Origin of the sequence: Methylobacterium sp. NEAU K (assembly GCF_030700285.1) — a bacterium.
In the GTDB taxonomy this organism is placed as follows: Bacteria; Pseudomonadota; Alphaproteobacteria; order Rhizobiales; family Beijerinckiaceae; genus Methylobacterium.
On the sequence record NZ_JAUYZJ010000010.1, the window covers coordinates 136,830 to 160,144 of the forward strand.

General features: G+C 68.3%; 18 protein-coding genes, 1 tRNA gene, 2 pseudogenes and 1 other annotated feature. Of the genes and pseudogenes, 6 read left to right on the top strand and 15 right to left on the bottom strand.

Annotation, left to right across the window (positions count from 1 at the left end):
- Nucleotides 1–8: 8 nt before the first annotated feature.
- The 4 genes from Q8W67_RS10830 to Q8W67_RS10845 all read right to left on the bottom strand — a co-directional run bounded on the left by Q8W67_RS10830 (nt 9) and on the right by Q8W67_RS10845 (nt 6,813).
- On the bottom strand, nt 9–1,625 hold the full coding sequence (locus Q8W67_RS10830; RefSeq protein ID WP_305545022.1) for an ABC transporter substrate-binding protein: 1,617 nt from the start codon (nt 1,623–1,625) through the stop codon (nt 9–11).
- Nucleotides 1,626–1,802: 177 nt separating this feature from the next.
- On the bottom strand, nt 1,803–4,967 hold the full coding sequence (locus Q8W67_RS10835; RefSeq protein WP_305545024.1) for a multidrug efflux RND transporter permease subunit: 3,165 nt from the start codon (nt 4,965–4,967) through the stop codon (nt 1,803–1,805).
- Between the two features lie 9 nt (nt 4,968–4,976).
- On the bottom strand, nt 4,977–6,272 hold the full coding sequence (locus tag Q8W67_RS10840; RefSeq protein ID WP_370693854.1) for an efflux RND transporter periplasmic adaptor subunit: 1,296 nt from the start codon (nt 6,270–6,272) through the stop codon (nt 4,977–4,979).
- Between the two features lie 148 nt (nt 6,273–6,420).
- Nucleotides 6,421–6,813, bottom strand: coding sequence for a hypothetical protein (locus Q8W67_RS10845; protein WP_305545027.1), 393 nt, complete (start codon nt 6,811–6,813; stop codon nt 6,421–6,423).
- 305 nt (nt 6,814–7,118) lie between these two features.
- Between Q8W67_RS10845 and Q8W67_RS10850 the strand changes: the two genes are divergently transcribed.
- Together Q8W67_RS10850 and Q8W67_RS10855 are read left to right on the top strand one after the other, a co-directional pair.
- The gene (locus tag Q8W67_RS10850) at nt 7,119–7,679 is read left to right on the top strand and encodes a L,D-transpeptidase (RefSeq protein ID WP_305545030.1); all 561 of its coding nucleotides are present in this window, start codon (nt 7,119–7,121) and stop codon (nt 7,677–7,679) included.
- 139 nt (nt 7,680–7,818) lie between these two features.
- Nucleotides 7,819–8,421 carry an outer membrane protein gene (locus Q8W67_RS10855; protein WP_305545032.1) on the top strand — a complete coding sequence of 201 codons (603 nt, stop codon included), beginning with the start codon at nt 7,819–7,821 and terminating at the stop codon, nt 8,419–8,421.
- Nucleotides 8,422–8,461: 40 nt separating this feature from the next.
- On the opposite strand, the gene Q8W67_RS10860 is transcribed toward Q8W67_RS10855, so the two are convergent.
- Together Q8W67_RS10860 and Q8W67_RS10865 are read right to left on the bottom strand one after the other, a co-directional pair.
- Entirely contained in the window at nt 8,462–9,505 is a 1,044-nt protein-coding gene (locus Q8W67_RS10860) for a MaoC family dehydratase (RefSeq protein ID WP_305545035.1), read from the bottom strand.
- Nucleotides 9,506–9,517: 12 nt separating this feature from the next.
- Nucleotides 9,518–9,820, bottom strand: coding sequence for a YggT family protein (locus tag Q8W67_RS10865; RefSeq protein WP_305545037.1), 303 nt, complete (start codon nt 9,818–9,820; stop codon nt 9,518–9,520).
- Between the two features lie 122 nt (nt 9,821–9,942).
- Here Q8W67_RS10865 and Q8W67_RS10870 point away from each other — a divergent pair.
- Together Q8W67_RS10870 and Q8W67_RS10875 are read left to right on the top strand one after the other, a co-directional pair.
- A tRNA-Ala gene (locus Q8W67_RS10870) sits at nt 9,943–10,018 on the top strand.
- Between the two features lie 307 nt (nt 10,019–10,325).
- Nucleotides 10,326–10,734, top strand: a pseudogene (locus Q8W67_RS10875) (transposase); the annotation flags it as partial.
- Nucleotides 10,607–10,725 (top strand) — a sequence feature (AL1L pseudoknot). It overlaps the preceding pseudogene by 119 nt.
- Nucleotides 10,735–10,991: 257 nt before the next feature.
- Here the strand turns inward: Q8W67_RS10875 and Q8W67_RS10880 are convergent.
- From Q8W67_RS10880 to Q8W67_RS10915, 8 genes and pseudogenes are all read right to left on the bottom strand, one after another.
- Nucleotides 10,992–11,968 (bottom strand): annotated as a pseudogene (locus tag Q8W67_RS10880) (IS3 family transposase); the annotation flags it as partial.
- A gap of 194 nt (nt 11,969–12,162) precedes the next feature.
- Entirely contained in the window at nt 12,163–12,939 is a 777-nt protein-coding gene (locus Q8W67_RS10885) for an enoyl-CoA hydratase/isomerase family protein (protein ID WP_305545039.1), read from the bottom strand.
- Nucleotides 12,940–12,997: 58 nt separating this feature from the next.
- Nucleotides 12,998–14,017 (bottom strand): TRAP transporter substrate-binding protein DctP, encoded by a 1,020-nt coding sequence (dctP, locus tag Q8W67_RS10890; RefSeq protein WP_305545042.1) that lies wholly within the window; start codon nt 14,015–14,017, stop codon nt 12,998–13,000.
- Nucleotides 14,018–14,155: 138 nt separating this feature from the next.
- On the bottom strand, nt 14,156–14,437 hold the full coding sequence (locus tag Q8W67_RS10895) for a YciI family protein (protein ID WP_305545045.1): 282 nt from the start codon (nt 14,435–14,437) through the stop codon (nt 14,156–14,158).
- A 42-nt stretch (nt 14,438–14,479) separates the two neighbouring features.
- A complete protein-coding gene (locus Q8W67_RS10900; RefSeq protein WP_305545048.1) occupies nt 14,480–15,835 on the bottom strand; it encodes an NAD(P)H-dependent oxidoreductase in 1,356 nt (451 codons plus the stop codon).
- A 22-nt stretch (nt 15,836–15,857) separates the two neighbouring features.
- Nucleotides 15,858–17,369 (bottom strand): aldehyde dehydrogenase family protein, encoded by a 1,512-nt coding sequence (locus tag Q8W67_RS10905; protein WP_305545050.1) that lies wholly within the window; start codon nt 17,367–17,369, stop codon nt 15,858–15,860.
- 26 nt (nt 17,370–17,395) lie between these two features.
- Nucleotides 17,396–18,304, bottom strand: a complete 909-nt coding sequence (gene mmsB, locus Q8W67_RS10910) for a 3-hydroxyisobutyrate dehydrogenase (RefSeq protein WP_370693855.1) — start codon at nt 18,302–18,304, stop codon at nt 17,396–17,398.
- Between the two features lie 19 nt (nt 18,305–18,323).
- Entirely contained in the window at nt 18,324–19,535 is a 1,212-nt protein-coding gene (locus Q8W67_RS10915) for an ABC transporter substrate-binding protein (RefSeq protein ID WP_305545053.1), read from the bottom strand.
- Between the two features lie 150 nt (nt 19,536–19,685).
- Between Q8W67_RS10915 and Q8W67_RS10920 the strand changes: the two genes are divergently transcribed.
- On the top strand, nt 19,686–20,594 hold the full coding sequence (locus Q8W67_RS10920; protein ID WP_305545055.1) for a LysR family transcriptional regulator: 909 nt from the start codon (nt 19,686–19,688) through the stop codon (nt 20,592–20,594).
- A gap of 602 nt (nt 20,595–21,196) precedes the next feature.
- Here Q8W67_RS10920 and Q8W67_RS10925 read toward each other — a convergent pair.
- Nucleotides 21,197–21,916, bottom strand: a complete 720-nt coding sequence (locus Q8W67_RS10925; protein WP_305545058.1) for a GntR family transcriptional regulator — start codon at nt 21,914–21,916, stop codon at nt 21,197–21,199.
- A gap of 401 nt (nt 21,917–22,317) precedes the next feature.
- Between Q8W67_RS10925 and Q8W67_RS10930 the strand changes: the two genes are divergently transcribed.
- The gene (locus tag Q8W67_RS10930; protein WP_370693856.1) at nt 22,318–23,283 is read left to right on the top strand and encodes a TRAP transporter substrate-binding protein; all 966 of its coding nucleotides are present in this window, start codon (nt 22,318–22,320) and stop codon (nt 23,281–23,283) included.
- The last annotated feature ends 32 nt before the right edge of the window (nt 23,284–23,315 follow it).

Consider the following 23,315-nt stretch of genomic DNA (forward strand, 5'->3'; position numbering starts at 1 on the left):
CCGGGCCCCTACGAGGGGTCTTTCGACACCCAATAGAGCAGCAGCAGGTTGTCGGCGCGCTGGGTCAGGTGGACCTTCTTGGAGACGCCCCAGGCCAGGGCCTGCTGGTGCAGCGGGATATAGCCCCAGTCGGCGTTCAGGACGTCGAAGCCCTCCTTGATCAGCGCGTCGCGCTGGGTCTTGTCGGTCTCGCCCTCGACCTTGTCGGCGATCGCGTCGATCTTCGGATCGCAGTAGCCGGCGAGGTTCCAGCCGCCGCGGCCGGACTTGTCGCCGGGCTTCCGGCAGCCGACGATCTCGTAGAGGATGTTGTGGCTGTCGAGCGACGACGGCGTCCAGCCGAGCAGGTAGAACGAGGTGTCGTAGTTCGGGGCCAGCACCTTGGCGAAGTACTTCGCCTTCGGCTGCGCGTTCAGGTTCACCTTGACGTTGATGCGGGCGAGCATCGAGACCACGGCCTGGCAGATCGCCTCGTCGTTGACGTAGCGGTCGTTGGGGCAGTCCATGGTGAGCGAGAAGCCGTCCGGGTAGCCCGCCTGGGCCATCAGCTCCTTGGCCTTCTTCAGGTCGGTGGCCGGGCGCTTGAACTCGGCCCCGCGGGCGTAGAGGCTCGGGGCGATCATCAGGGCGGAGGGCACTGCCTGGCCGCGCATGACCCGCTTGGCGATCGTGTCCTCGTCGATGGCGAGGTAGAACGCCTCGCGCACCTTGATGTCCTTGAACGGGTTCTTGCCCTTGACGCTCGAATCCTTCAGCTCGTCCCGGTCCTGGTCCATGCCGAGGAAGATCGTGCGCAGCTCGGGGCCCGCCATCACGGTGGCGGTGCCGCTGGCATTGACCCGCTGCTGGTCCTGCAGCGGCACGGGATCGATCCAGTCGACCTCGCCGGACAGGAGCGCCGCGACACGGGTCGCCGGATTGGCGATGGTGGTCAGCACCGCCTCGTCGAGGTTCGACTCGACCTTGCCCCAGTAGCCGGGAAACTTCTTGAACACCGTCTTCACGCCGGGCTGGTGCTCGGCGATCACGAACGGGCCGGTGCCGTTCTCGTGCAGGGTGGCGTAGCTCGGGGTCGTGGCGTTACCCGGGGTCGGCTGCGTGACGCCGTTCTTCTCGGCCCAGGCCTTCGACATGATGAACCAGGTCGAGAACTGGTAGATCGCGATGGGGTTCGGCTTCTTCAGCACCATGTCGACCGTGGAGTCGTCGACCTTCACGAATTCGGCGTCGGCGGGGACGTTGGTCTGGAAGTTCGAACCCGGCGCGCGCACGCGCTGCGCGGAGAAGATCACGTCGTCGGCCGTGAAGGGCGAGCCGTCGTGGAACTTGACGTTCTTGCGCAGGTGGAAGCGCCAGCGGGTCGGCTCGGGCGTCTCCCAGGATTCGGCGAGCTGGGGCGCGAATTTGAGATCCTTGTCGAGGGTGACGAGCGATTCGTAGGCCGCCGCATGCATGCCCTCGGTGAAGCTCTCCTTCAGCGAATAGGGGTCGAGCGACTTGAGATCACCCTGGAAGGCGAAGCGGAACACGTTGGCGGCCTGGGCGGGCAGGGCGGCGAACGCGAGGGTCGCGACCGCGCCCGCGGCCACGCCGCGGACGAGGGTCTTCAGGGCAGGTCGGGACAAGCGGATCTCCGGAACCGTGGGACTGAACACCGGCCGGCGGGCCCGGTGGGTGTCCACCGCGGCTTCAGCAAGCTTCGGACCATCTGTATACAAGATGCCGGGTCCGCTTGAAGTGGCCCGGTCGCAGAACTCGGTGACGATAGGGCGCCCATCCCGCCCTATCGTCGCCGATAGCCCTTATTCGGCGGCGGCCTGCGTCGGCTGATGCCGGGGGTCCGCCTCGGCCTGCCCCGCCTCGCCCTCTGCCACCGCCTTCCTCCGGAAGGCGCGCATCACCACCACGAAGAAGACGGGCACGAAGAACACCGCCAGCACGGTGGCGGTGATCATGCCGCCCATCACGCCGGTGCCGATCGCCTGCTGGCTCTTCGAGGCGGCGCCGGTGGCGATGGCCAGCGGCACCACGCCGAAGATGAAGGCGAGCGAGGTCATCACGATCGGCCGGAACCGGAGCGTGGACGCCTCCACGGCGGCCTTCACCACCGAGGTCCCGGGCTTCCAGAGGTCACGCGCGAACTCGACGATCAGGATCGCGTTCTTGGCCGACAGGCCGATGATCGTGATCAGCCCGATCTTGAAGTACACGTCGTTGGGCATGCCGCGTAAGAACACGGCCGCCACCGCGCCGATCATGCCCAGCGGGATCACCAGCAGCACCGAGGCCGGGATCGCCCAGCTCTCGTAGAGCGCGGCCAGGCACAGGAACACGATCAGCACCGAGAGCGCCAGCAGCAGGCTCGCCTGGCTGCCCGCCTGCTTCTCCTGGTACGATTGCCCGGTCCAGGCGTAGCCGAAGCCCTTGGGCAGCTGGAGCATCAGCCGCTCCATCTCGTTGATCGCGTCGCCCGAGGTGTAGCCGGGGTTCGGCTCCCCGGTGAAGCGCACCGACTGGTAGCCGTTGAAGCCGACGATCTGGCTCGGCCCCATGCTCCATTTCAGCTCCGCGAAGGAGGACATCGGCACCATCGTTCCGCCGGCGTTTTTCACCGCGTAATTGAGGATGTCGGACGCGTTCATGCGCTGGAGTTGCTCGGCCTGCACGTAGACGCGCTGCATCTTGCCCCGGTTGGGGAAGTCGTTGGTGTAGACCGAGCCGAGGTTGAGCTGGATCGTGGCGTTGATGTCCTCGAACTTGACGCCGAGCGCCGCGGCCTTCTCGCGGTCGATCACCAGCTCCGCCTGCGGGGTCGGCGGCAGGCCCTCGATCTTCACCTTCTGGAGGACGGGGCTCGCCTGGGCGAGCTTGAGCAGCTGGTCCTGGGCCGACAGGAGGGCCGCGTAGCCGCGGTTGGCCCGGTCCTGGAGGCGGAACGAGAAACCGGCCGCGTTGCCGAGATTGTCCACCGGCGGCGGTTCCTGCGCGTCCACCGTGGCGTCGCGGTAGCTCGCCAGCGCCGCGTTGGTGCCGGCCACCAGGGCGGCGGCCGAATTCTGGGCGTCGCGCTCGTCCCAGGGCTTGAGGGTGACGAAGGCCTGGCTGGTGCTCGGGGCCTGGCCGGAGAACGAGAAGCCGTTGAGCATCGTCACGGTGGCGACGCCGGGCTGGGCCAGCAGGTGCTCCTCGACCCTTCGGTTGGCCTCCTGGGTGCGGTTGTAGGAGGCGCCCGGCGGCGTCTGGATGTCGACCGTGAAGAAGCCCTGGTCCTCCACGGGCAGGAAGCCCTCGGGCAGGTTGACGAACGCGTAGGCCGTACCCGCCACCAGGGCGAGGTAGACCAGCATCACACGCCCGGATTTCCGGATGAACCACGCGGTGCCGCGGCCGTAGCGGGTGGTCTCGCGGTCGACGAACCGGTTGAACATCCCGAACACGCCGCCCTTGGCGTGGCCGTGGCCCTTCGCCACCGGCTTCAGGAAGGTCGCGCACAGGGCCGGCGTCAGCGACAGGGCGAGGAGCGCCGAGAACGCGATGGAGGTCACCATCGCGATCGAGAACTGCCGGTAGATGATGCCCACCGAGCCGGGGAAGAACGCCATCGGGATGAACACGGCCATCAGCACCAGGGTGATGCCGATGATCGCCCCGGTGATCTGCCCCATGGCCTTCTTGGTGGCCTCCTTGGGGGGCAGACCCTCCTCGTTCATGATCCGCTCGACGTTCTCCACCACCACGATGGCGTCGTCGACCAGGATGCCGATGGCCAGCACCATGCCGAACATGGTGAGCACGTTCACCGAGAAGCCCGAGATCCACATCACCGTCACCGTGCCCATCAGGGCGATCGGCACGACGATGGTGGGGATCAGGGTGTAGCGGATGTTCTGCAGGAACAGGAACATCACCAGGAACACCAGCACAACCGCCTCGACCAGGGTGTGCAGCACCTTCTCGATCGAGGCCTTCACGGCCGGGGTGATGTCGTACGGGATGTCCCACTTCAGGTCCGGCGGGAAGAACTGCGACAGCTCCTCCATCTTGGCGCGGATCGCCTTGGCGGTCTCAAGGGCGTTGCCGTCGGGGGCCAGGGTCACCGAGATGCCGGCGGCGGGCCCGCCGTTCAGCCGCGTGGAGAACTGGTAGGCGTCGCCGCCGAGCTCGATCCGGGCCACGTCGCGCAGGCGGACGTTCGAGCCGTCCGGGTTGGCCCGCAGCACGATCGCGCCGAAATCCTCGATGGTGCCGAGCTGGCCCTTGACGATGATCGGCACGGTCACCGCCTGCCGGGTCGGGCTCGGCTGCGCGCCGACCGCCCCGGAGGCGACCTGGACGTTCTGGTTGCGGATCGCCTCGGTCACGTCCTCGGCGCTGAGCGAGAGCCCGCGCAGCTTGTCGGGATCGACCCAGACCCGCAGCGAGCGCTCGGTGGAGTACAGGGTCGCCCGCCCGACCCCGGGGATGCGCCGGATCTCGTTGATGACGTTGCGGATCAGGAAGTCGCCGAGCCCGACCTCGTCCATCGACCCGTCCTTGGACACGAGGGTGATGATGTTGAGGGTCGCGGCCGAGGCCTCCTCCACCAGGATGCCCTGCTGGCGCACTTCCGCCGGAAGGCGCGCTTCCACGCGCTTGAGCCTGTTCTGCACCTCCACGGAGGCGAGCGCCGGGTCGGTGCCGGGCAGGAAGGTCGCCGTGATGTTGACCGAGCCGAACGAGTCGGTGGTCGACTCGAAGCTCATGATGTTGGCCGCGCCGTTCAGCTCGTCCTCGATCAGCCGGGTCGTGCCGACGTAGAGGCTCTCCACCGAGGCGCCGGGATAGGCCGTGGACAGGGCGATCGAGGGCGGCGCGATCACCGGGTACTGCGCCACCGGCAGGTTCGGGATCGCCAGGGCGCCGCCGAGGCAGATGAACAGGGCCACCACCCAGGCGAAGACCGGCCGGTCGATGAAGAAGCGTGCCATGATCGGGCTCTAGCGGTGCTGGGCGGCGGCTTGAGGCGCGGCTTGGGACGCGGTCTCCGCCTTGTCGGCCGGCTTGTCGGCGGTCTCGTCGGCGTCGTGCCGCGGGCCCGCCTCCCCGTGGACGGGAGTCTGGTCCACAGGCTTCACCTTCGCGCCCACGGTGATCTTCTGGACGCCGTCGACGATGACCCGCTCGCCGGCCTTGAGCCCGTCACGGATCAGCCAATTCTGCCCGACCACCGGCCCGACTTCGACGGGCTGGCGCATCACCGTGTCGTCGGCCCGGACCAGCCAGACCTCGGCGCGGCCGTCGTCGGTGCGCTGGATCGCCTGCTGCGGCACCGCGATCGCGTCGGAATCGATGCCCTGCTTGATCCGGGCGCGGACGTACATGCCGGGGAATAGCTCGTCATGCGGGTTTGGGAACTGCACCCGCAGGGTCACCTGGCCGGTGCTCGGATCGGCGGTAACGTCCGAGAACAGCAGGCGACCCGCCAGCGGATAGAGCGAGCCGTCGTCCATGATCAGGTGGACGTTGGCGGTGTTCTCCTCCAGCCGCGCGAGCTCGCCGCTGGCAAGATCCCGGCGCAGGCGGTTCAGCTCGCCCACGGACTGGGTGATGTCGACGTAGATCGGATCGAGCTGCTGGATCGTGGCGAGCGCGCCGGTGGAGCCCGGTTCGATCAGCGTCCCCTCGGTGAGGAGCGCCCGGCCGATGCGGCCGGTGATCGGCGCGCGCACGTCGGTCCAGCCGAGGTTGAGCTGCGCCCGGTCGCGGGTCGCCTTCGCGCCCGCGACCTCGGCCTCCGCCTGCTTCTTGCCGGCGAAGGCGGCATCGTACTGCGCCTGGCTGGCGGTCGCCCGGGTCAGCAGCTGCTCGAGCCGGTCGGCCTGCTGGCGGGCGAGCACCAGGGCGGCCTCCTGGCGGGCGAGCGCCGCCTCCGCGCTCGCCAGTTCGACCTCGTAGGGGGCCGGGTCGATCTTGTAGAGGATATCGCCTTCCTTGACCTGGCTGCCCTGCTCGAACAGGCGCTTGACCACGAGCCCCGAGACCCGCGACCGGACTTCGGCGATACGCATTGGCGCCACCCGGCCCGGCAGGTCGCGCAGGTATGGAATCGCCTGCGGCGTCACCGTGACGAAGCCCACCTCCGGCACCGGCGGCGTGGGCGCGGTCGCCTGCTTCGGGTTGCAGGCCCCGAGGCCGAGCAGAAGCAGGGCCGCGGGCCAGATCGCGGTCGAATGGCGTGCGGTCGGGCGGGCCGAGGCCCCGGGCAGGGTTCTGGCGGACGTGGTGCGGGTCACGGGTTCCGACGCTCCTGAAAAAACATGCGTCTGCTGAAGCCGGCGCGGAAAGGCCGCGCCTCGTCGAGGCGGATCGCGCGCGCCGGTTGGGCGGGGATCGGGAGAGGCGAACGCGCTCATAGCGGCGCCTCGGGCGAGGCCGTACGGCTCAGGCCGCCCGTGGAGGCCGGTGCAGAGAGCCGCCCGGCTCAGAGGTCGGCGCGACCACCGAGGCATAGCCATAGGATGCGGCAGCGGCATGACGGGGCTGCGGCCCCTCCACCGGCGCACGCGGAAGCCCCAGGTCGGTGAGGATCTCGATGTCGGCAGCGCAGATGTCGGTGCGGTCGAAGCTCGACCGGCCAGCCTCGGGGGCCGAAGCCTGCGCGTCCGACAGGAACGCCACGGCCAGGCCGGCAACCGGACAGCCGGGTCCGTCCAGCGCCGCGGCCGGGGCGGGCCGGGGCAAGGCCGCCAGCGCGGCCGCCGCGACGACGAGCACTGCCAGCACGGCGAGGCCCCGGGCGAGGCGGTCCGGCGTACCCGCGACGCGGCGGACCATGATGGCGACGGATCGGATCACGACCCGGAGATAAGCACGACCTTCCCCGGGCGCAATCACCCCCGGCGTCGCGCCGGCAACCGGGTGTTGCGCGGAGCCCACAGGGGCGGTCGGATTCGCCCGTCCCGCCGGGCCGGCCTCAACCTTGCCGCGAATTCCGTGCCGGCTGTCCCGAACGGCCGCGCGGCAACCGCGACGGCGCGGGCAGCGGCTGCCGGTGCGGCGGACGAGGCGATGCAACACGCCGCCGGCGTGCTTTCCGCCGATCATGGAATGCACGCCGGCGACAGCGGAGGACAGAGAACATGTCGAGACGGATCGCGATGCTCGGCCTCGCCGGGCTCCTGCTCGGGAGCGCCCCCGCTTCCGCCAACCCGTTGGACAGGGGGCCGATCGCGGACTTCCTCAACGTCTTCCGCAGCCAGGCGATTCCGCGCGACACGGTCGCCTGGACCGGCAAGGAGAGGCCCGGCACCATCGTGGTCTCGACGCGCCAGCGCCGGCTCTACTACGTGCTCGGCGGCGGCGCGGCGATCCGCTACGGCGTGGGCGTCGGCCGGCAGGGCTTCTCCTGGTCCGGCACCAAGACGGTCACGATGAAGAAGGAGTGGCCGGACTGGCGCCCGCCGCAGCAGATGCTGGCCCGCCGCCCGGACCTGCCGCGCTACATGGCCGGCGGTCAGGACAACCCCCTCGGGGCCCGCGCCCTCTATCTCGGCTCCTCGCTCTACAGGATCCACGGCTCGAATGAGCCCGAGACGATGGGTGCGGCTGTCTCGTCGGGTTGCATCCGCATGACCAACAAGGACGTGGTCGACCTCTACGACCGGGTCCGGGTCGGCACCAAGGTGGTCGTGCGCGACTGACGGAACCAGGGCGGGGCGCCGTCGGGCGCCCCCACCGTCCGCGATCCGGAGCGGCGCGCGCTCCGGGCCCGGCGCTCTGTCCCGACCGTGGGCGTTCGGCTACCATCGCCGCATGATCAGACGTGCCGATTCTCGTCCGATGCTCCGGCTCGCGGCCGCCCTCCTGCTCGGCGGCTGCATCCTGCCTGCGGGTCCCGCCACGGCCCAGGCACTCCTGCCGTCCGTGGGCTTCGCGCCGCTGCCCTCCTTCGCCTGGCCCCAGCCCGCCGACGACGACGCGAGCCGCTGGACCGGCTCCTACGCCCGCCTGTCGACCGGATTCGCGGTCGTGGCATCCCGGCATTCGGGCAGCTACGCGGGCCCGACCGTCGGTTTCGAGGGCGGCCGGATGTGGCAGGAAGGCCGGATCCTCTACGGCATCAGCGGCGGCCTCGACTATCTGGCCGGCCTCGACGGCGGCCTCACGCCCGGCTTCGGGCGCGCCACCTATGCAAGCGACTTCGCCGGAGCCCTGCATGTGAAAGTCGGCACCCTGCTGACGCCGGACGTGCTGCTCTACGCCAAGACCGGGGCCGTGGCCGTGCACGAGATGGTGCGCGCCGGGCCGACCCCGGTCTCGCCGCCCTTCACGCGCCAGGACATCGCGGTGCGGCCTGTGGCGGGCGTCGGCGTCGAGTGGGCGGTCACGGACCGGCTCTCGCTGGCGGTCGAGGCGGGTGTGGTGGGCAACGGGCTTCGCTGAACGTGATGGCGCCGCCCCCGACAGCCGCGCCTCGCGCGCCCTATTTCGGCACGAACGCCCAGTAGTCGAGGTCGAGGATCACGGCCGGATCGTAGCCCTCGCCCGCCCGGTCCGGGAAGGCGCCGCAGGCCTGATTCTTGGTGGCGACCGTGCGCAGGCGCAGGAGCCCGACATCGTCGCGGCCGATATCGGCCGCGACCAGCACCTCACTCCAGGCATAGACCGTGTCGCCGGCAAACAGCGGCGCCACGTGGCGGCCGGCGTTGATGCCCGCAAGCGCGAAGGCGTTGGCCAGACCATTGAAGCTGAGCGCCCGGGCCAGGGAGATCACGTGTCCGCCGTAGATCAGGCGGCGGCCGAAGCGGGTATCCTTGGCGGCCAAGCCGTCGAAATGGACCTTGGCGGTGTTCTGGAACAGGCGCGTGGCGATCTGGTGCTCCGCCTCCTCGACGGTCATGCCGTCGACATGGTCGATCTTCTCCCCGACCGCGTAGTCATGGAAGCGGTGGGGGCTGCCGGCGAGGTCCGTGTCGTAGGCGCCGGCCGAGAGCTTCGGCAGGGCGCCCGCAAGATCCTGCGGATCGACCACCTTGGCGAGGCTCGGCACGTGCTCCTCGGCGATCGCGGCCCCGGGGTCGCGCTTGCGCACCAGGACCCAGCGGCAATAGCTCAGCACGGTCTCGCCGGCCTCGTCGGAGCCCACCGAGCGCACGTAGACCACGCCGGTCTGCCGGTTTGAGCTCTCCTTGAGGCCGATCACCTCGGAGACGGTCGACAGGGTCTCCCCCGGATAGACCGGCCGCCGGAAGCCGCCCTCCGCGTAGCCGAGATTGGCCAGCGCGTTGAGGGATACGTCCGGCACGGTCTTGCCGAACACCATGTGGAAGGTGAGCAGGTCGTCCAGCGGGCTCTTCGGATACCCGAAGGCGCGCGCGAACGCGTCCGATGATTGCACGGCGAAGCGCGGGCCGTAGAGGCCCGTGTAGAGCGCCACATCGCCCACCGTCACGGTGCGCGGCGTGGCGTGGCGGATGGTCTCGCCGAGGCGGAAATCCTCGAAGAAGCGGCCTGGATTGGTCTTCACGGGCATTCGATCCTACTGCGCGTAGATATAGGCCTGAGGCACAGCGTATTCATGCAACAAGCGGCTGATGAACAACAGCAGGAGGATCAGGATGATCGGCGAGATGTCGACGCCGCCGAGATTGGGCAGCAGGTTGCGGATCGGCCGCAGCACCGGCTCGGTGATCCGGTAGAGCACCTCGCCGATCTGGGCGACCAGGGGATTGCGCACATTCACCACGTTGAACGCCACGAGCCAGCTCAAGACCGCGCTGGCGATGAGGACGTAGATGAAGAGCTGGACGACCGTGTCGAAGAGCCAGATCAGGGCGTTCATGCGGGTCCGCGCGCTATCCTCGGGGCGCCCGCGTCCCAGCGCCGGATCGGCGCGCGGCGGGCGGCGTTGAAACAGGAATTGACAGGCTGAGCCGCCCGCGCCTACAAGGCCGGCGCCTCGACGGGGCTGTAGCTCAGATGGGAGAGCGCCGCAATCGCACTGCGGAGGTCAGGGGTTCGAATCCCCTCAGCTCCACCAGGCTTTCCTGGTGAAAAGTCAGCGTCCTGCGCTCGTGGCGATAGTGCTGTCGCGGCAGGCGCTTAGCGGTGATCCACAGGGACGCTCGCCACCGGCTGACCGCAGGCTTGAAGGCGCCCCCGTTCTCGACGGCGGGTCTGTCGTTTTCCCGACCCTCCGGCTGACGGAAGTTCAGAGACCGTTCCGCATCCCGCCATGAGACGCGGGTTCGCAGGGATAGTGCGCTGTCGAGGAGCCGTGCCGCGAGGATCAGGAACTGAACCGCTCCGGGTTTTCCGGAGGCTCCAGATCTTGCGAGGATGGAGCCATGACGAAGAGAACCCCACCCTTTTCGCCTGAAGTCCGCGAGCGCGCGGTGCGGATAGTGCTGGAGCACCAAGGGGACAACGCCTCACAATACGGCGCGATCCGCTCGATCGCGGCCAAGATCGGCTGCTCGGGCGAGACACTGAGGAACTGGGTTCGCCAAGCCGAGCGCGACCGGGGCGTGCGGGCGGGGCAGACGACGGACGAGCGCGAGCGGATCAAGGCGCTGGAGCGGGAAGTGCGCGAACTCCGGCTGGCCAATGAGATCCTGAGGAAGGCGTCGGCGTATTTTGCGATGGCGGAGCTCGACCGCCGGTCGCGGACATGATCGCCTTCATCGACAAGCACCGGGACGCCTCTACGGGGTCGAGCCAATCTGCAGGATGCTGCTGATCGCCCCGGCGACGTGGACATCCTTGTGCGTGTCGACGCCGATGACGACGGCGTCCGATGCGATAGCGTGCATACGGGTCCTTCAGGTCGGTAGAACCCGAAGGCGATCTGCGAGCGGACAGGACTGTGACGGGACGGCACTCCCTCAAGCTCCTATCAGGTCACGTCTCGTGACGCCCCGGGTGCAGCCTGGAGGGCCGACAGATCAACGCCATGACACGTGGTCAATCGTAAGCACGGGTCAGGCCTCCCAGGCTGCACGCACCTTCTCACAGTCGTAGCAGCCGCCCGTCCGGCTCATGGATGGCCTCGCTCCCGTGAGCCGAGTGACAGATAAGCCCGGCAGCCGGTCGCTTGCCGCTGGGCGGCCATCATCAGCGCGGCCACGGTCAGCTCGGTCCGCATATGATCGCGCATCGACCCGCCCACAATCTTGCGCGTGGCTAGATCCAGGACGGCGGCCAGGTAGAGCCAGCCCTCTGCGGTCGGCAGATAGGGGATGTCGGTCAGCCAGACCGTGTCGGGCCGCGCGGCCGAGACGTCCTGCCTCAGGAGGTTCGGGGCGATCGGGAGATCGTGACGGCTGTCGGTCGTGCAGGGCCGGAACCGACGGTCCCCCAGGGCGCGGATGCCGTGCCGACGCATCAGGCGCTCCACTCGCCCACGGCTGGCCGATCGGCCCTCCGCTCGCAAGGCGGCGTGCACGCGCGGGGCACCGTAGCGCCGATGGTGGGCGGCATGGATGCGCCGGACGTCGTCCAGGAGCTGACGGTTGGAGGCCGAGTGGGCGCTCTCAGGCCGTGACCGCCAGCCGTAGAAGCCGCTGGGGGGAGACGTCGAGCACGCGGCACATGAGACGCACAGGCCAGGTCCGCGCATGCTGCTCGATAAAGGCGAAGGTCACTTGGGCATCTCCGCGAAGATGCCGATCGCCTTTTTTGGCACGTCGCGCTCCATGCGCGTCCGGTCGAGCTCGCACCGCAGCCGGACGATCTCGGCGGCCTGATCGGACGGGGAGGCCACAGGACTTGGGGCCGAGATCGCCGTCGATCCTGCCGGACGTGGTCGGGGTGAGGCCCCGTTCAGCGCTGAACGCCACTGCCGCAATATCGAGGGCTGGATCCCGAGCTCGGCCGCGATCTGCATCTGCGGCCGGCCGCAGCTCTCCAGAAGGGCGACCGCTTCGCGTTTGAACTCGGGCGTGAACGCCCGTCTCGCCTTCGCCCTCCGACACCTTCCCCGCTCAGCCAGAGCGTATCAGAGGTGTCCGTGAATCCGAGGGAGGATCGCTCCGATCAGCGATGATCCTTGCGTCAGCCCTCCATCTGGTCAGGACAACCAATTTGAACACAGCCGGCGATCGCGGAGGCTCACACAAAATTACATGATGTGACGGAACACACCTGCGTCCCGGATACGGAAGAGCGCCGCCGATACCCTCGCGATCAGCGCTGGCGATCCGTTTTTGCAAGGAAGGCTGCGACCCCATGCTGGTACTCTTCGCTCTCCGCGAAGCTGTACACTTCCATCCGCTCGGCGCTCGTTACGGCGGTGGCATCCCGCATCAGGCGCTGGATCTGCCGCTTGTGCGACCGCGCGGCCAGGATTCCGCTGGCGCAGATGTTCTCCACTGTGGCAGCGACCGCTCGCTCGAAGTCGTCCTCTTCGACAACTCGGGACACCAGACCCTTCTCGCAGGCCGTGCGCGCGTCGAAGAGACGTCCCTCGATCAGCAGCTCCGCGGTGACCGACGGCCCGACCAGCCGGAACAACGCCTCGGTCTCGCCGAGGGCGAGTGGGAACCCCATGCGGCCGACTGGAGCCCCGAAGCGGGCACCTTCCGCCGCGATCCGGATGTCGCACGCGGCGGCGATCCCGAGGCCACCACCGAAGCACGCGCCCTGGATCGCAGCGACGACGGGGGTGGGACAGGCGGCGATCGCGCCGAGGCAACCGCCGACGTACTCCTCGTGGAACCGGACCACCTGCTCGTAGGTCGAGCGCGCGGTGCCGAACTCGGAGATATCCGCGCCGGCGGAGAACGCCTCCGCGGTCGCGCCGCGGATCACAACGCACCGCATCCCGCCATCCCGGGAGAGGGCCCGCACCTGCGCCGCCAGCTCCTGCCACATCAGGATTGTCAGCGCGTTGCGCCGCTCCGGGTAGCTGATCGTCAGCGTCGCGCGGGAGCCAGACTTTCCCGCGAGTATCGTTCCGGTCATGTCGATCCCGCCTGTCGCGACGTTCGGCTCGGCCGTGGCCGTCGGTGCACCGTTCGGCTCAGGCCCGGACGTCCTGAGAAAGCTTCAGCAATTCCGCCGCGTCGGCACTGCGCCCCGCGTAATCCTTCCAGGTCGAATTGCGGGCGAGCGTCAGCCACTTCTCAAAGGCGGCCGCGTCGATCTCGTGCGCCTGCACCCCAGCCCTCCGATAAACCTGGGCTACCCTGTCGTCGTCGGCCTTCGAGCCCATCGTCCCGAACGGCTCCAACTCGGCGCCAATCGCCATGATCAGATCGCGCTCGCCCGGCGCGAGGGCGTCGAAGATCGCCTTCGACATCAGCAGCGGCTCGAAGGTGAACAGAAACGTGCGGTCGCGCGCCGTCGTCAGATGCTTGGCGGTCTCCTCCAGGCGGAAGGAGATCATGCTGGTCGAGGAGGTGACGACAGCGTCCACCGCCCCCGTCTGCATCGCCGCGTAGATCTCGTTCGAGGGCAGTGACACGGCAGCCGCCCCGGCCGCCTGAAGCAGGATGTCCATTTCCCGGGAACCACCCCGGGTCTTGAGGCCCCGCACGTCGTCGGGCCCGGTGATCGGGCTGGTGCGGGACACGACGCCGTTCGCCTGCCAAACCCAGGCCACGATCACGATGCCCTTCTCGGCCAGAATCGCTTCGAGTTTGCGCCCGACCGGGGCCGTCTTCCATGCCGCGCCCTGGGCGTAGGAGGCGACCACGCAGGGCATCAGCCCGATATTGACTTCGGGGACCTGGCCGCCGGCATAGGCGAGCGGGAAGAGGCTGAGGTCGAGTGCACCCTTGCGGAGCGCCGCGAACTGGGCGTTGGTCTTCATCAGGGACGCGTTTGGATAGACCGTTGCAGTGAGCGCGCCTTCGGAGCGCCGCCGCAGCTCGCCGGCTAACGTCCGGCAGAGCCTGTCCCGGAAGTCGCCATCCGCCTCGCTGCCGCCCGGGAACTGATGCGAGATCTTCAGATCGCGCCCTGTCGCCGCCTGCGCCCCGAGCCCGAAGATCGCCGGCGTTGCCGCGGCAGCTGACAGCAGATCGCGACGCGTCGGCATGGCTGACCTTCATGGTGCGGTGGTTTCATCTGGAACGACGCGCTGAGCGCCACGCGCGGACCGACACATGCGGCGAAGCTGACGTGCGCTGCGTAGACTGCGACCGATGCCTGGGCTCGCCTCTGCTTTGTGCCGCGCTCACCGGTTCTCGACCGACTTCGTGAACGGATAGATCCGGATGCTGTCCCATGCGCCGTTGACGGCGAAGGGATCGCCGGACGCGAAGGCTCGGGCGGCCTCCATGGTCTCGGCCTCGATCACCAGAAGGCTCCCGATCGGGGCCTCGCCAGCCTCGTCGAGGAGGGGGCCCGCGATCAGGATCTTGAGCGGGGCCGCGGCCAGATAGGCCCGGTGTGCCGGATAATGCGTCTGCCTGATCGAGGGATCGGCCGTGTCGAGACAGTGGATGACGAAGTGCATGTCCGGGATCCCCTCTCGCGCCGTCCGTCCCCGACTCCCGCCTCAAGCCGCGCGCGGATCGAAGGCGGCTTCCATCTCGCGGCGCAGGCGCACGACGGGATCGTCCGCGTCGAAGGCGACATCGTCCCAGCGAAGTCCCGAACCCATCGGCACGTCGCGGGTGAGCTTCACGTGCTGCGCCAACCCCAGGGGCAGGTAGCCTTCGCTCAGCGAGACTTCGGCCGGGGTCTGCCGGCCCCAGACGCAGTAGCCGCCTTCGCCGTCGAGCGTCTCGCCCGCCTTTAGGTCGCGCTTGGCGGTCGCCACCACGTCGGCGCTGAAGCAGGTCGGGGCGCCGGTCGGCTGCTTGAGCAGTGCGGCCCAGGCCGCCGAGATGCCGAGCTCCAGCCCGCTGAAGTGGACGGGCCGGTAGAGGGCCGCGTAGCGCCCGCTCGAATCCGGCAGCATGTGGTACTCGCGAAAGCATTCCCGCGTGTAGGCGCTGTCCTCCGCCGCCTCGATCACCACGAAGGTGCCGTGGGCGAGGTTGTGCGGGACGGCCGACCCGTCCCGGGCGAGCGAGGAGACGCATTCCGTCACGCCGGCCATCGCCAGGCTGCCGCCTTCCGCCTTCGGGCGCAGCACGTCGGCGAGCTCGAAACGGCTCGCGGGTGGGAAGGCGAGGCCCTGCGGCTGCGCCTTGAGGCCAGTCGCGTTGGCGATCGCCGTCATTTCGATCGCCGACTTGGTCCCGTCCACGAAGCTGTTGAACATCTTCGGGTTGATCGACGACCGGTCCTCGATCTCGATCAGCCCCGGCAGGTTGTCGAACACCGTATCGGGCGTCGATTGGTGATAGCGCGGCAGGTAGCGCGTGCCCTTGCCGGCCGCGACGACCCTGAAGCCGCAGGCGCGGGCCCAGTCGACATGCTCGCAGACGATCGCCGGCTGGTCGCCGTAGGCGAGCGCGTACACGACGCCGGCCTGCTTGGCCCGGCGGGCGAGCAGCGGGCCCGCCACCACGTCGGCCTCGACATTGACCATCACCACGTGCTTGCCTGCCGCGATGGCAGCCAGAGCGAGGCGGATGCCCGTGCGCGGATCGCCCGTCGCCTCGATGACGACCTCGATGCCCCCGGCCCCGATCACCTCGTCGGCGCTGTCGGTCAGGTAGGTCCCGCCGGTGCGGATCGCGTCCTCGCAGGAACGGGCTGCGTACTGCTCAGACGGCCAGTTGCAGGAGGCGAGCTGCCGGGCGGCCCGCGACGCGTCGAGGTCGGCGACGGCGACGATCTGCAGGCCCGGCGTCGTGCGGGCCTGCGCCAGGAACATCGTCCCGTACTTTCCGGCGCCGATCAGGCCGACCGTCACCGGCCTGCCGGCCTCCTGCCGCTCCAGAAGCAATCGATAGAGGTTCATCGCAGGTGTCTCCCCGTTGCCGTCACCGGGCTTCGCGAGGCGGGGGCAGCGCCAGGTTGACGTTCACGCTCTTCGTCTCGGTGAAGCTGTCGAGCATGCCTTCGAGCGACATCTCGCGTCCGATGCCGCTCTCCTTGATGCCGCCGTAGGACTGGCCGAGCGCCTGCCCGCCGCCCTGGTTGACCTGGACCCAGCCGGCCTCGACGGCGTGGGCCGCCCGCAGGGCACGGCCGATGTCGCGGGACCAGATGTAGGCAGCGAGCCCGTAATGACTGTCGTTGGCCATGCGGATTGCCTCGTCCTCGTCCCGCCAGGGGATCGCCACGAGGACCGGCCCGAAGATCTCCTCCCGGGCGAGGCGCCAGTCGTTCGAGGTGTCGGCGAAGATCGTCGGCACCGCGAAGTAGCCGCGGGTGAGCGGCCCCTCCTTGGGCGGAAGGCCGCCGGTCACGAGCCGCGATTCGGGGCGCCTTAGCCCGTCCGAGATATAGCCGCAGACCTTCGTGAACTGCCGCTCATTGATGATCGAGCCGACATCGGTCGCCTCGTCGAGGGGATCGCCGATCTTGAGGGCCGAGGTGCGGGCGACCAGCCGGTCGAGGAACGCGTCGTAGATGTCCGCGTGCAGGAACAGGCGCGATCCGGCCGTGCAGGACTGGCTCTGCCGGGTGAAGCGCATCGAGGCCACGATCCCGTCGAGCACCCAATCCTCGTTCGCGTCAGGATAGACGATCGAGGGGCTCTTTCCGCCGAGTTCGAGTGAGACCGGCGCGACGCGCTCCGCGGCGGCCCGCATGATCGCCTTTCCGACGGCGGTCGAGCCGGTGAAGCTGAGCTTGCGCACGCGCGGATGGGCAGCGAGCGGCTCGCCGCATTCCTGGCCGTACCCGGTGACGACGTTGACGACGCCCGGCGGCAGGTGGTCCTGGCAGATCCCGGCGATCATCAACACCGCGAGCGGCGCGTCCTCGGCGGCCTTCAGCACGATGGTGTTGCCGGCACAGACCGCCGGCGCGATCTTGAGGGAGGCGAGCTGGGCCGGGGCGTTCCAGGGCACAATGGCGCCGACCACGCCGAGAGGCTCGCGCCGCGAATAGCTGAGCTGGCCCTCACCGAGGGGAATCGTGACGCCCTTCAACTCGCCCGCGAGGCCGCCGAAGTACCGGAAGGCGTCGGCGACCATGCGCGCCTCGCCCCGCGCCTGGGTGCGCAGGGCATTGCCGGTCTCGCTCGCGATCAGGCGCGCCAGTTCCTCCAGACGGGCCTCCAGCGCCTCGCCGATGGCGAGCAGCATCCGTCCGCGGTCGCGGGCCGCGACCTTGGCCCAGGCCGGGAACGCCGCCGCGGCGGCGTCGACGGCGAGGTCGACATCCGCCTTCTCGCCCCTCGGAACCTCCCCGAGGGGCTCGCGCCGCCCCGGATTCTCGACGACGATGGTCCTGCCGGAGACGGCGGCCCGCCACGCGCCGCCGATCAGCATCTGCTTCGAGAGGGTGGCCGGCGGGGAGCCGGTCGCGGCGTGCGGATTCGACATGGTGCCTCCTTCGGCGCGTCGGGCGCTCACGGGTTCGCGGCAGGCGACGGCGCACCCTCGATCATGCGGATGACGCCGGAGTAGTCGAGGTTTCCGGAGCCGCCGCCGCAGAACAGGCCGTAGAGCGCCGCCGCCAGGGTGCCGAGCGGCAGGCTCGAACCGGTCTCCATCGCCGCCCGCTCGGCGAGGCGCAGGTCCTTGAGCATGAGGTCGGCCGCGAAGCCGTTCCGGTACTCGCGGCTCGACGGGACGTTCGGCAGCAGGCCTGGGACCGGGGGATAGCTCACGAGGGCGTGGCAGCTTCCCGTCGAGGTCGAGACGATGTCCCGCATCGTCGCGGGGTCGAGCCCGAGACGCTTGCCCAGGGTGTAGGCCTCCGACACGGCGATCATCGAAATGCCCGCGAGCAGGTTGTTGCAGACCTTGGCGGCCTGGCCGTTGCCGGCGGGTCCGGCGTGGAAGACGTTGCGGCCCATCGTTTCCAGGATCGGCCGGGCGCGATCGAGATCGGCCTGCTCCCCGCCGACCATGAAGGTCAGGGTGCCGGCCTGCGCGCCCATGACACCGCCAGAGACCGGGGCGTCGAGGACCGCGATCCCGCGGCTCCGCCCAGCCTCGTGAAGGGCCCGCGCCTCCGCGACCGCGATGGTGGAACAGTCGATCAGCAGGGCGCCGGCCGGAAGCCTGGCAAGGGTCCCCTCCGGCCCGGTATGGACCTCCAGCACGTGGCGGCCGGTCGGGACCATCGAGATCACGCCCTCGGCCTCCGCAGCGACCTCCGCGCAGGTCGCGGACACTTCCGCGCCGGCCTCCCGCGCCTCCTCGCATGCCGCCTCGCTGATGTCGAAGGCGCGCACGGCGTGTCCCGCCTCGACGAGATGGCGGAGCATGGGCAGTCCCATGCGCCCGAGGCCGATGAACCCGATCCGGGCCATTCTCTTTCCCCTTGGTCCGTTACTGAGACTTCGCGACGAGCGGGCAGCCGCCCTCGGCCACCGGCCGGAATGCGACCTCGGCGGGGATCGTCGCCTTGTAAGTGTAATAATCCCAGGGATACTGCGATTCGGACGGTGCTTTGACGTTGAACAAGTACATCGGATGCATCTTGCGGCCGTCGGCGCGGATATAGCCTTTGCCGAATAGAGGGTCGTCGGTCGGCATCGCCTTCATCTTCGCGACGACCTTCGCCCCGTCGCCCGCCTCGCCGAGGGCCTCCACGGCCTTGAGGTAATGGAGGATCGAGGCGTAGACGCCGGCCTGAACCATCGAGGGCTTCGCTCCCGACCGCTGCGCCGCGAAGCGTACCGAGAAGGCGCGCGTGCCGTCGTTCAAGTCCCAGTAGAACGGTGAGACCAGCGACAATCCCTGCGCCAGTTGCAACCCGATGGCATGGACGTCGGTGATGTAGATGAGCAGCCCCGCCAGCCGCTGCTTCGAGCCGGCGATGCCGAACTCGGCCGCCTGCTTGATGCTGTTGACGGTGTCGCCACCGGAATTGGCGAGCCCGATCACCTGCGCGCCCGATGCCTGCGCCTGGAGAAGGTAGGAGGAGAAGTCGGAGGTATTGTTCGGCGCCCGGACGTGGCCGAGCACTGTCCCGCCGCTCGCCAGGACCATCTTTTCGGTGTCGCGCTCCAGTGCATAGCCGAAGGCGAAGTCTGCGGTGAGGAAGAACCAAGACTTGCCGCCCGTCTCGACCACGGCCTTGCCGATGCCGTTGGCGAAGGCCCAGGTGTCGTGCGTCCAGTGCACCGTGTTCGGCGTGCAGGCCTTGCCGGTCAGATCGGAGACGGCGGGCCCCGAGGCGAGCATGACCTTGTTCTTGTCCCGCACGATCTGGCTCACAGCCAGCGCGGCGGCGGAATTCGTGACGTCGGCCACTGCGTCGACGCCCTGCGTGTCGAACCATTGCCGGGTGATCGTGGAAGCGACGTCTGCCTTGTTGCCGTGATCGGCGGCCAGGATCTCGACGTTCCAGCCCCGGGCGCGGAGTCCGGAATCCTCGACCGCGAGATTCGCCGCGACGACGGAGCCTGGGCCGCCCATGTCGGCATAGATCGACGACTGATCGTTGATGACGCCGATCCTGACGCTCTTTTCCGCCGCCGAGGCGGAGCAGATGCCGAGCAGGAACGCGGCGGCCGCACGGCTAAGGGCCTGCGCCATCGCACCATCCTCCCTGGGTCGCGGTCTGATGCCGCTCGTTCGTCCCTGCGCCGGCTCCCCTGGAGCAGGGCGGGATGGCAGCGAAAAAAGCGCACACGCTCCCGACAGTCTATGTCAATTTCCGCACAACACGCGCTCGCGGATTGACAGATGGCGACGACGCACCGGTGGGACGATCTTCAGGCCTTCCTGGCCGTGGCCCGAGCCGGACGGCTGACCGAGGCTGCCCGCGGCATGGGTGTCGAGCACACGACGCTCAGCCGCCGGATCACGCGGCTGGAGACGGCGCTCGGAGCCAAACTGTTCGACCGGCGGCCGACCGGCTACGATTTGTCGGCGGAGGGCGAGCGCCTGCTGCCCCGGGCCGAGGAGATCGAGCGGGCGGCGCTGGGCATCTGGCTCGACAGGTTCGATCCCGTCGTCGGCCTCACGGGCTCGGTGCGGATCGGGGCACCGGAAGCCTTCGGGACCTTCTGCCTCGCGGAACGGCTCGGCGAACTGTCGGAGCTACATCCGGGCCTGTCGATTGAACTCGTGGCGACGCCACGAGCCTTCAGCCTGTCGAAGCGCGAGGCGGATCTGGCGATCGGCCTCACACGGCCGGCGACGGGGCGCCTCCATGCGCGCAAGCTCGGCGACTACGAACTCGGGCTCTACGGCGCTCCGGCTTACGTCGCCCGCCACGGGCGACCCGAGAGCCATGCCGACCTAAATCGTCACCGCTTCATCGGCTATATCGACGACCTCGTCTTCTCGCCGGAGCTCGACTATTTCGCGACCGCACTGCCCGGCTTGCAGCCGGTCATCCGGATCTCGAACGTGATCACCCAGATGGCGGCGGCCCGGACCGGCGCCGGCTTGTGCATCCTGCCCTGCTTCATGGCCGACAAGTGCCCGGACCTCGTCCGCCTTCTGCCACAGAGCGTTCGCATCACCCGCACCTACTGGCTGCTCACGCATGCGGACATGGCACATCTGGCGCGGATCAAGACCGCCTCCGAGTTCATAGCCTCGGTGGTCCGCGTGGCGCGCTCGGCTTTCTTGCCCTCAAGTCCCTGATGCGTCGACGCTTGAGGCTGCCGGTCGCTCCGCCGCGAAAGCCTCGATGGTAGCCCCTCAGAAGTCGTTGGCTGCGGCTGAACGTTCGTTGCGGAGTCCAATGGCCGGCCGGATCTGGTCGGAAGCAGAATGGCAGCTTCTGGGGTATTGAACGACGTCGCAGACATTCCCTGCTCGTCTGGCGTCGGCCCAACCCCGTCACAGAGGCTGGCCTAAGCCTTTTCTGAAGGCGCGCGTTCCTTCGGCCGCAGTGCTAGAAGTCGCACGCGCCTTTCAGATCTTCAATGCTCAGCTTGCTATTTTTCAACAGCGAGCTTCCGAGCAGCCATAGCCGTATCGGCTGAATTAGAAGCGATCAGATCGGATGAGAATTAAATCATTCAGTTGCCGTCGTTAGCGAATGCTGGATTTCATCTCCGCTCATAAGGATAAAACCGATGTTGCGGATTGCTTGCCAGGCGCCCGCGGCGTCTACAGTTGTGCCGCCATTTCGACCGCTTCCGCGGGCGCTCCAGCTCGGGAACCATCTGGTCCGTGAGCGCCAGCTCAAATCGTGACATCCACGTCGAACGCTTTGTCCTGCGGCGTTCGATGGCGCCCAGTTACCCGACCCTGGGATAGGCCGTTAGCGAACGGCTCCTGTGCCGGGCGGCCGTCTGCTCTTGGAGAGCCCGGAGTTGGCCCGAAAACTTCTTCGAAGCACGAGCGATGTGGGTGCGCCCCAGCTTCTCGGCCTTGCCGGGCTCGCCCGCAATGATCGCGTTCAGGATGGCGGCGTGCTCGTTCCAGATGTCGCTGGAGATGTTGCGTTCGACCCGCAGCACCGCACCCATGATCCGGCGCATGAAGTGCCAGTGCGGATGCGCGGCCTCCTCCACCGACCGGTTGCCCGAAATCGCGTAGATGAATTGATGGAAGTCCACGTCCGCGGCGATCTGCCGGGCGACCGATCCCCCGGCGATCGCCTCCCGGCCCCGCGCTATCAGTGCGGGCCCCTCAATCCGCGCGCGATCGGATCCCCGCTCGGCCGCCAGCCGGCAGGACAAGCCGTCCAGCACTTCCCGGGTCTCGTAGACGTCCCGCAACACGTCGGCGTCGAGCGGCGTCACGATCACCCCGCGTTTCGGGGCGTCGGCTACGAAGCCGCGCTCGCGAAGCAACATCAGCGCCTGCTGCACCGGCTGCCGCGAGACCTCGTAGGCAGCCGCGAGTTCATCCTGGATCAGCCGCGCGTTCGGCGCGAGCGTGCCCTCACAGATCTCGGAGAGGATCCGCTCGTACACCTGCTCGACCAAACTTGGCACCGGCGCACCGTCCGCCATCACTCCCGCCCGAACATTCCGCGCCACCCGTCCTCGCGATCCTGCACCATTTTCCGGCTTGTGCAAATTCGAAATTCGCATACGATATCTGAATTCAATATTGACCGGTCCGGATCATCGGCAGCGCTGCAGCCTGGAAAAGCCGATCGCAACGAAACTCGAACGCCCTTCCTGAACCGCGCCGACGTCGTTCGCGCGGATTTTGGGCGCAAGACCTGATCCCGGCGGGCCCCGGCCGCCGAGCCTTTAAAAAAGCCGCGCGGGACGAAGGTCCACGACACGGCGAAGATGGGAGAGACGCCGTGATCACGCCGACCGACGATTTCGCACGCCGCAACCGGACCGCCGTTCTCGACCGCCGCACCGTCCTCGGACTCGCGGGCGCCGCTGCCCTCGGCACCGTGGGCGTGTTCAGCCCGGCGCTCGTCCGTGCGCAGGGGGCGCCGCTGAAGCTGAAGTTCGGCAACGATGTCCCGTTGACGCACTCGCTCAACGTCCGGCTCGCCGAGGCCATCGGCGCCATCGAGCAGGAGACGAACGGGCGCTTATCGATCTCCGTGTTCCCGAACAATCAGCTCGGCAGCGATACGGACATGATCTCGCAGCTGCGCTCAGGGGCCCTCGAACTCGCGACGATGCCCACGACCCTGCTGTCGACGCTGGTGCCGGCAGCCGCTTTGCCGGCCATCGGATTCGTTTTCCCGAGCTACGACAAGGTCTGGCCGGCGATGGACGGCGAGGTCGGCGCCTACATGCGCCGCAGCATCGAGAAGGCCAACCTGCAGCCCTTCGAAGCAATGTGGGACAACGGCTTCCGCCAAGTCACGACGAGCACGAATCCGATCCGCGGTCCTGAGGATCTCAAGGGCTTCAAGATCCGCGTGCCCGTGGTCCCGCTGTGGGTCTCGCTGTTCGCGGCGCTGGGCGCTGCGCCGACCAGCATCCCCCTGAGCGAGGCCTATGCCGCGCTCCAGACCAAGATCACCGATGGGCAGGAGAACCCTCTGGCGATCATCAACGCGACGAAATTCTACGAGGTTCAGAAGTTCTGCTCCCTCACCAACCACGCCTGGGACGGGTTCTGGCTGCTGGCGAGCGGTCGCGTCTGGAAGACGGTCCCCACCGAGTTCCAGGCGGTGATGGCCAAGCACTTCAATGCCGCCGCTCTCAAACAGCGCGAAGACAACCTCAAAGACAGCGCGGCCCTGAAGGCGGCCCTGGAGGGCAAGGGGCTGACCTTCAACACGACCGATCCGGTGCAATTCCAGCAGACCCTCGCAAAGACTGATTTCTACAAGACCTGGAAGGGAAAATTCGGTCCGGAAGCCTGGGCTCTCCTTGAGAAATACGCCGGCACCATTGGTTGAAGCGCCCGGCTCGGAAGACGGACTCGGGAGGA